Consider the following 7,474-nt stretch of genomic DNA (forward strand, 5'->3'; position numbering starts at 1 on the left):
CGACCGTTGATGAACGCGCCGTTTACGGATCTCTGCGGCGAACATCGGGCCGAACCGGTTCCACCAGAATCGCACCGTCTCGTGGCAGATGTCGATGCCGCGTTCAAACAAAAGATCCTCGACCTGACGAAGCGACAGCGGATAACGAACATACATCATCACTGTCAGGCGGATGATCTCGGGCGACCTGTTGAAATAACGGAAGGGACTTCTCATCCGCGAAGGCTACGGAACGAGCCCACTCGCCTCAAGCCAATTTGGTCTGACAGTGCCAGCGCATGTGTTGAACGTCAATCCGGCCCGGCGAGAGGAGCTTTCACTAATTTGAGTACCCGATTGCGGCGCGGGCGCATTCCACGTTTGCAGGCGACGCATGCGCTTGAAGTGTACGGGATAGATCATGGACATTATTTGAAAATAGCGGTTAAAATATACCTGAAGTAATATCGTACCTACGGTTTCTGCAATGTGAAAATATCGAGCACCACTTATAATCAAGGGAGATTTCCATGTTGATCAAGAGAAAATCACTTCGTGCGGAAATTGCGCGCAAAGGCTTTCTTGAAGGCCGGCGCAATTTCCTGAAGGGTGCGGGTCTCGCCGGTGTTGGCGCGATGGCCGGCTCACTCGGAATGTTGGCCGAGATCAATGACGGTGTTGCCGCCGAAGGCAAGCCGATCCTGATCGGCGGCGGCGTCCCGCTCACCGGCTGGGCGGCGGCCGACGGCATCGAGTTCAAGCGGGCGCTTGAGATGGCGGCGGAAGAAATCAACGCCATGGGCGGCATTCTCGGCCGGCCCGTGAACACCGTATTCGAGGACACCGGGAATCAAGGCGCGGACAACATCCTACCGGCCATGCAGCGCTTGATTGACCGCCATGGTGTGCACGCCATCATCAACGGTTACAACACCGGCGCTGTGACGGCGGAATACGAAACCATCGCCGATGCGGGCGTCATCTACATCCACCACAACACCGATATCGTTCACCATGAAACGGTGGGCAACAATCCCGATCTGCATTTCTCCAACTTCATGGGCGACCCAGCGGAATATTGGTACGGCCCGGGATTGTTGCAATTCCTCAACGACCTGGGAACCAAGGGACAGTGGGAGCGCCCCAACAAGAATGTTGCAATTATCACCGGCTCTCAAAATTACAGCGTGGTGATAGCCAACGCGATACGCGAAAAAGCCGCCGAATATGATTGGGACGTCAGCCTCTTCGAAACCGTTGTGGTGCCGATTTCTGAATGGGGTCCGGTGTTAGCGAAACTTCGCAACGATCCACCGGCTGTGATTGCCATTACCCACTGGGTACCGCAGGATTTGGCTCAATTTTGTCTGCAGTTTGTGCCCTCACCGACCGACAGTCTGGTCTACATGCAGTATGGTCCGTCGCTTGCCGCGTTTCGCGAAATTGGCAAAGAGACGACCAACGGCGTGCTGTACTCGACCGTCATCGCCTCGCTGCAGGACGAGATCGGCAACGATTTCAACAACCGCTACAAGGCCAAATATGGCGCCTCGTCGAGCCCGCTGGTCGCGGCCCAGGTTTATGATTCAGCCCATTATTATGCGATTGCGGCGGCCCTTGCGGGCGGCACCGGCGGACCTGGAGAGTTCGATCAAAACCAAAAAGTTGCCCAACGTTTGCGGCATCAAATCTATCGCGGCACCATGGGAACAACCAAGTTCTTCCTGCCGGAGCAAGCAGCCATCCCCTATCCGGATGCGACCAACGATCCGTCGCTCGGCATGCCGCATCAATATCTGCAAATCCAGGACCATACGGGTGAGCCGGATTTGATAGCACCCTCGCCCTATGAAACCTCGCAGTTCAAGTTGCCGCCATGGTATAAAACCTAAATATGGCATCAGCGGACCAACCACCTCTACTAATTTGCCAGGGCGTCGATAAATATTTCGGCGCCCTGGCTGCGGTTCGCGGGTTGGATTTCGAAGTCCAAACCGGTCAGATACTCGGCATCGGCGGGCCGAACGGTGCCGGCAAGACAACTTTGTTCGACGTTATCTCGGGTCTCGACCCGGCGGACGCCGGCCAGATCGTGTTCGACGGACAACCCATACAGCGCTGGAAGCCGGATCGCATCTGCCATGCCGGCATCGCGCGCACGTTTCAATTCAACGCCGCTTTCGACACCTTGAACGCGCTTGAGAATGTTCTCATCGCTTCTTATTTCGGCCGCCGCAACCGCATCATCCCCCGCCTGCATTTCGACAAGCGCTCGAGAAACCGCGCCCTGGAAGCGATGGAGCTGGTCGGCATAGCCAATCGTGCCGACGCCGTCGTCAAGAACCTCCCGGTGTTCGACCGCAAACTGCTGATGATTGCCAGCGCCCTCGCTACACGACCCACCCTGTTGCTCTTGGACGAACCGGTGGGCGGCCTCAACCCGACGGAAATCGACGACGTGATGGCGATAGTCAACCGGGTGCGCGAATCCGGCGTGACGATAGTTCTGATCGAGCATGTCATGCGTTTTTTGGTGGCGCTTTCGGATCGTGTGTTGATCATGCACCATGGCGAAAATATTTATGAGGGCTCGGCGCCAGGGCTGATCCGAGACAAGACGGTGGTGGAAGTCTATCTCGGCGAAGGCGCCTCCGAGCGGCTGGCACATATCCTCGAAGGCACAGGCGCCGCCGGAGCTACAGGTTCTACAGGAACTAATGGCTGCTGAGCCCCTGTTGGAACTCGACCATGTCACGGCGGGCTATCACGGCCAAGCGGTGCTGCGCGACATCTCGATGGCAATTACGGACGGCACCGTAGTTACCATCATCGGGCCAAACGGCCACGGCAAGACAACGCTGTTGCGCACCATATCGGGCCTCGTGCAGCCGATGAGCGGCGAAGTGCGCTTCGACGGGCAATCGCTTCGCGGCCGTAAGGTTCACGATATAGTCGCGCTCGGCGTGGTGCACATCCCGCAGGGCGATCTGATATTTCCCGACATGTCGGTGCGCGACAATCTGCTCATGGGCGCCTACCTGCCCGGCGCGCATGCCGAGGCCGCGACCCGCATTGCGGAAATTTTCTCGCTCTTGCCAAAGCTCGACGAGCGTCAGGGCCAGATTGCGCGCACCCTGTCGGGCGGCGAGCGCCGCATGCTCGGAATCGGGCGTGGCCTGATGACCGGCGGGCGGATCTTGCTGGTGGACGAGCCGTCCCTCGGCCTCGCGCCCATCGTGATCGATCAAATCTATTCGGTCATCACGCGTCTCAAAGACGAGGGCCGGACAATCCTTCTGGTCGAGGAAAATATTAGCCGGGCGTCCGAGATCGCCGATTTCATTCACCTGCTCGACAATGGCAGCTTCGTCTGGCAGGGACCGCCCGAAGAGTTGCAGCTGCACCAGGAAATATTGGAAACCTACCTCGGGGGATAGGCTGCGTGGACACGGCCATTCAGATTCTGGTGAGCGGTCTCACTCTGGGCGCCATGTACGGAGTGAGCACCATTGGCTTGTCGCTCGTATGGGGAGCCATGGGCATGCTCAACATGGCGCACGGCGCCTTGCTGACGATCGGCGGCTACGCCTCTTATGCCGCGGTCATAGATTTGGGCCTGCCTATGTGGATGGGTTTGCCGGCTGCAATGTTGGTGAGCTTCGTCGTCGGGATGATCATCTATTTTACGATCATTCGCTTCATGTATCACTTGGAGTCGTTCGAGACGAACATCATTGTCGTGACAATCGGACTCGCGATCTTCCTCGAAAGTTTGGTACTCAAGATATTCGGCGCATATCCGTTCGGGCAACCGTTTGCGCTGGAAAAGGGCTTCCACATCGGCGTCGTCTATGTGCGCTACCAGACCCCGCTCATTATCGCCATTGCCGTATTTCTGATGCTCGTTATCGCGTGGATGCTCAACAAATCGCGGACGGGACGGGCCATCCGTGCCACCGCGCAGGGTCGTGTCGCGGCGCAGCTCATGGGCGTCAATGTTGGCCGTGTATTTGCCCAGGTGATGGCGCTCGGCGGCCTCGTGGCCGGTGTCTCCGGAGTCATGATCAGCTCGATCACCACGCTCGCCCCAACCATGGGCTACGATCCGATGCTCAAAGCCTTCATCATTTGTGTCATCGCCGGTCTCGGCAATATCAAAGGCGCGCTTTACGCTGCGTTTATCCTCGGCATCTTTGAAGCCTGCGTACAATACTTCTTCGGCGTCCGCTTCGGCTTCCCGGCACTGCTCGCGCTGGTGATCCTGGCGCTCATATGGCGCCCGTACGGCGTGTTCGGGCGGCGCCAGGTGACGCGCGTATGAACGCCGTGCAAGTCGCCAGGGCTCCCTGGCGCCGCGACATTTCCATCGGCATTTCCGTCCTTGCCGTCGCCGTCATCATTCCGCAGGTATTTGGCGACCGCTACCTCATCACCCAGCTCACGCTATTCTTTCTGTGGACCACGATTGTTACCCAGTGGAACCTGGTGTTCGGCGTTGCCGGCATCTTCTCGCTCGGTCACATGGCGTTGTTTGCCTTTGGCGGCTTTACCACAGGCATGATGGGACTCTACCTCGATTGGTCGCTATGGTACGCCCTGCCGCTCGCCGGTTTCGGCACGGTGCTGTTCAGTCTGGTGATCGCGCTCGCTTGCCTGCGTTTGCGTGGCGCCTATGTGGCGCTGCTCACGCTGGCGATCGCCCAGGCCATGTACTTGCTGATCATCACCGATACCGAGTGTTTCTACATGGACGGCGTCACGTGCCGGAATTTAACCGGCGGCACCCGCGGCCTCACCAAATATGGCGATTTTGGATTTCGTGCGCTCCTCGGCCGTGACTGGATCATTGGAGATTACTATCTCACGCTCGGCCTGTTGGCGCTGGCGACGTTGTTTTCTATCGTCATGATCCGCAGTCCTCTCGGCTTGGCCTTCCGCGCGCTCCGCGATGGTCGGACCTATGCGATTTCGCGAGGCGTTAGCCAGTTCAAATACCAGCTTATCGTGTTCGCTTCTTCAGCATTCTTCACCGGGCTCGCGGGCGGCGTTTACGCCGGCCATTTCAAGGTGATGGGCGCCAGTACACTCATACTTCCCCTCATGCTATTTCTGCTTTGCATGATGGTGGTTGGCGGACTCGGGCGCGCCTGGGGCCCGCTCCTCGGCGCGGCGCTGCTCATGCTCGCCGACGAAGTTCTTAAGGACTTCGTCGATTACCGCAACATGGGCATCGGCTTGATCATTGTGCTGTTCGGCATGTTTTGGCCGAAGGGCGTTGTCGGCGCCATCGAAATGACCCATGAGCGTGTCGGTCGAATGATGCGGCGGCGACGCGACGCTTTGAAGCAGCCAGATCGAGACGGTGCCGGCGATTGAGCCTCGCGGGTGGTCGTGCCGTTTCGGGCTCTTTCCGCTAGATGTCGGGCCGCTTCTCGCGCCACTGCGCAGCAGACTCGAAGGCCGTTGCTGCACGAAACACGCGATGATCATCGAATGGCCGGGCGACAATTTGCATGCCCGTCGGCACGCCGTTGGCAGCATGGCCGGTCGGCACGCTCATCACCGGGCATTGGCTCACCAAATTGAAGCCATGGGTCAGCACCCAGCCGACATAGGCCTGGATGCGCTTGCCGTTGATGCGATAGTCGGGATCGGCGTCGTCATGGTCAGCCTTCACGGCGGGCACGGCGAGGGTCGGGCAGATCAGCACATCGTAGCGCTTGAGAATGGGCTGCAGGGCGCGCCACATCTCGCCGCGGAACGTGTTGCAGCTATATAGCCTGGCCGCGCTATGGCCGAGGCCGGTCTCCAACAGGCGCACCACATAGGGGTCCATCTCATAGCGCCAGCGCGGCAGGAAATCGCCCGCGACAGCTGCAAACAGGCCCTCCCACCACGTCATCCAGCAATCCAGCACGCCCCAATTCCAATCGAGTTCGACCCGATCCACGGTGCAGCCGAGGCTCTCAAATTTCGCCACCGCGGCTTCAGTATTGCGTGTCACTTCGGGATCGATCTCGACATAGCCGAGATTGGGTGAGTAAGCGATCTTCCAACCCTCGATGCCTTCATAGTCTTCAGGCAGGCAAACACGGTTGGGCAATGAGCAGATATCCTCGGGATGAGGCCCCGACATGACGTTCTGCATGAGCGCGGCATCAGCCACCGAGCGAGTCATGGGGCCGTAATGCAGGATCGTTTCAAGCGGATGATCGCGGTCGAGCGGATTGCGGCCGAACGGCGCCTTGTAGCCAACGATGCCGCAGGCCGAAGCAGGGATGCGGATCGAGCCGCCGCCGTCGGTGCCGTCGGCGATGGTGGTCATGCCCGAAGCCACCGCCGCCCCAGCGCCGCCCGACGAACCACCTGACGTGTATTCCAGATTCCACGGATTGGGTGTGATGCCCCATAGCGGACTGTGGGTCGCTCCGGAATAGGCGAACTCTGGCGTGGTCGTGCGTTGATGCATGATCGCGCCCGCCTTGAGCATGCGATCGACGGTAGGCGCGGTATAGTCGGGGCGGTGATTCTCGAAGATCTTGGAGCCGAAGGTCGTGATCTCGCCCTTCACCGGATGGAAATCCTTGATCGCGACGGGAATGCCCTCAAGCGCTCTCAGCCGTCCATCGCTCGATTGGTATTTCGCTTCGGCCTTCTTCGCCTGATCGCGGGCGCGTTCATAGAAAGTGTAGGTGAGCGCATTGAGCTTGGGATTTATGTCTTCACTCCGTGCAATGAGCGCGTCCAGCAGCTCAAGCGGCGAGAGCGTGCGCGCCCGAAAGTGCGCCAAAGCCTCTGTCGCGGTCATGTAACAGAGCTCCAGATCGGCCGATGCCATTCAATCCCCCACTCATATTAAGAGTTGTCTTCGTTGGCGGGTGCCAGGCCCCTATTGCGGGATCCGGTTGAAATGTTAGTCGATCGCGGGCCTAGGCTCTAGCGCAAACGCATCCCGTGATGTTGGTCTGATCAGCCCCACTTGAGTGGTCCAATTTGAATGTTAGTGCATGGCCGGCTTTTGGTACAACGGAGCGATGGATTCCGGGGCCGGTGGGTGCGACGAAGAGCATTCGGTTTGAACCGTTACCCAGATGATGGTGGTGGTAGTGAGTGGCTTCTTCCTCCAAAGTGAAACTGGCCTGAACCCAAAGAAGTCGCACAACAACTAACGCCGCGCCGTCCGCACCGCCCTCTCAAACGACTTCTTGAAGTTCGGCACCACCCGCCTCTGCACCACCTTGGTCGCGTCTTCCGATTCAGACGGTGTGACATGAACAAGAAAAATATTCTATGGTTTGAGTATGAGCCAATTTGAAGAAGACGCTGCCAGCGCCAATAAACTGCTTGTTGAGGCGAGTGGACTTATGAGGAGCGGCGACTGAATAGCCCCTAGATTCGTAGACGCCTTCTTTCCTAAATTTGAGGTAAGGAGGCCATGATGAGTAAATCCAGTTTCAGTGACGATTTCAAACGGGACGCGGTGGTTCAGATCACC

The 7,474-nt window shown here is 58.4% G+C and carries 8 protein-coding genes; 5 read left to right on the forward strand and 3 right to left on the reverse strand.

The window, feature by feature from the left end; genetic code table 11:
- On the reverse strand, positions 1 to 216 hold a 216-nt coding region (locus O3A94_16860), incomplete at its 3' end, for an IS6 family transposase (GenBank protein MDA1357921.1).
- Positions 217 to 509: 293 nt separating this feature from the next.
- Here O3A94_16860 and O3A94_16865 point away from each other — a divergent pair.
- The 5 genes from O3A94_16865 to O3A94_16885 are packed head-to-tail and all read left to right on the forward strand — an operon-like array spanning position 510 to position 5,355.
- Complete coding sequence (locus O3A94_16865; protein ID MDA1357922.1) at positions 510 to 1,871, forward strand: ABC transporter substrate-binding protein; 1,362 nt, start codon at positions 510 to 512, stop codon at positions 1,869 to 1,871.
- 2 nt (positions 1,872 to 1,873) lie between these two features.
- Positions 1,874 to 2,707 carry an ABC transporter ATP-binding protein gene (locus O3A94_16870; GenBank protein ID MDA1357923.1) on the forward strand — a complete coding sequence of 278 codons (834 nt, stop codon included), beginning with the start codon at positions 1,874 to 1,876 and terminating at the stop codon, positions 2,705 to 2,707.
- Positions 2,697 to 3,416: an ABC transporter ATP-binding protein gene (locus O3A94_16875; GenBank protein MDA1357924.1), complete on the forward strand. Its 720-nt coding sequence runs from the start codon at positions 2,697 to 2,699 to the stop codon at positions 3,414 to 3,416. The genes O3A94_16870 and O3A94_16875 overlap by 11 nt, the downstream gene beginning before the upstream one ends.
- Before the next feature lie 5 nt (positions 3,417 to 3,421).
- Positions 3,422 to 4,300, forward strand: coding sequence for a branched-chain amino acid ABC transporter permease (locus O3A94_16880; GenBank protein ID MDA1357925.1), 879 nt, complete (start codon positions 3,422 to 3,424; stop codon positions 4,298 to 4,300).
- Positions 4,297 to 5,355 carry a branched-chain amino acid ABC transporter permease gene (locus tag O3A94_16885; GenBank protein ID MDA1357926.1) on the forward strand — a complete coding sequence of 353 codons (1,059 nt, stop codon included), beginning with the start codon at positions 4,297 to 4,299 and terminating at the stop codon, positions 5,353 to 5,355. The genes O3A94_16880 and O3A94_16885 overlap by 4 nt, the downstream gene beginning before the upstream one ends.
- A 37-nt stretch (positions 5,356 to 5,392) precedes the next feature.
- On the opposite strand, the gene O3A94_16890 is transcribed toward O3A94_16885, so the two are convergent.
- Both O3A94_16890 and O3A94_16895 read right to left on the reverse strand, forming a co-directional pair.
- A complete protein-coding gene (locus tag O3A94_16890; protein MDA1357927.1) occupies positions 5,393 to 6,787 on the reverse strand; it encodes an amidase in 1,395 nt (464 codons plus the stop codon).
- Between the two features lie 480 nt (positions 6,788 to 7,267).
- On the reverse strand, positions 7,268 to 7,474 hold a 207-nt coding region (locus O3A94_16895), incomplete at its 5' end, for a hypothetical protein (GenBank protein MDA1357928.1).

This window comes from Pseudomonadota bacterium, assembly GCA_027624955.1.
Lineage (GTDB): Bacteria > Pseudomonadota > Alphaproteobacteria > UBA828 > UBA828 > PTKB01.

Coding starts and splice junctions, on each gene's coding strand:
- O3A94_16890 (MDA1357927.1), bottom strand. CDS start 6,787: ATGACCGCGACAGAGGCTTTGGCGCACTTTCGGGCGCGCACGCTCTCG.
- O3A94_16875 (MDA1357924.1), top strand. CDS start 2,697: ATGGCTGCTGAGCCCCTGTTGGAACTCGACCATGTCACGGCGGGCTAT.
- O3A94_16865 (MDA1357922.1), top strand. CDS start 510: ATGTTGATCAAGAGAAAATCACTTCGTGCGGAAATTGCGCGCAAAGGC.
- O3A94_16870 (MDA1357923.1), top strand. CDS start 1,874: ATGGCATCAGCGGACCAACCACCTCTACTAATTTGCCAGGGCGTCGAT.
- O3A94_16885 (MDA1357926.1), top strand. CDS start 4,297: ATGAACGCCGTGCAAGTCGCCAGGGCTCCCTGGCGCCGCGACATTTCC.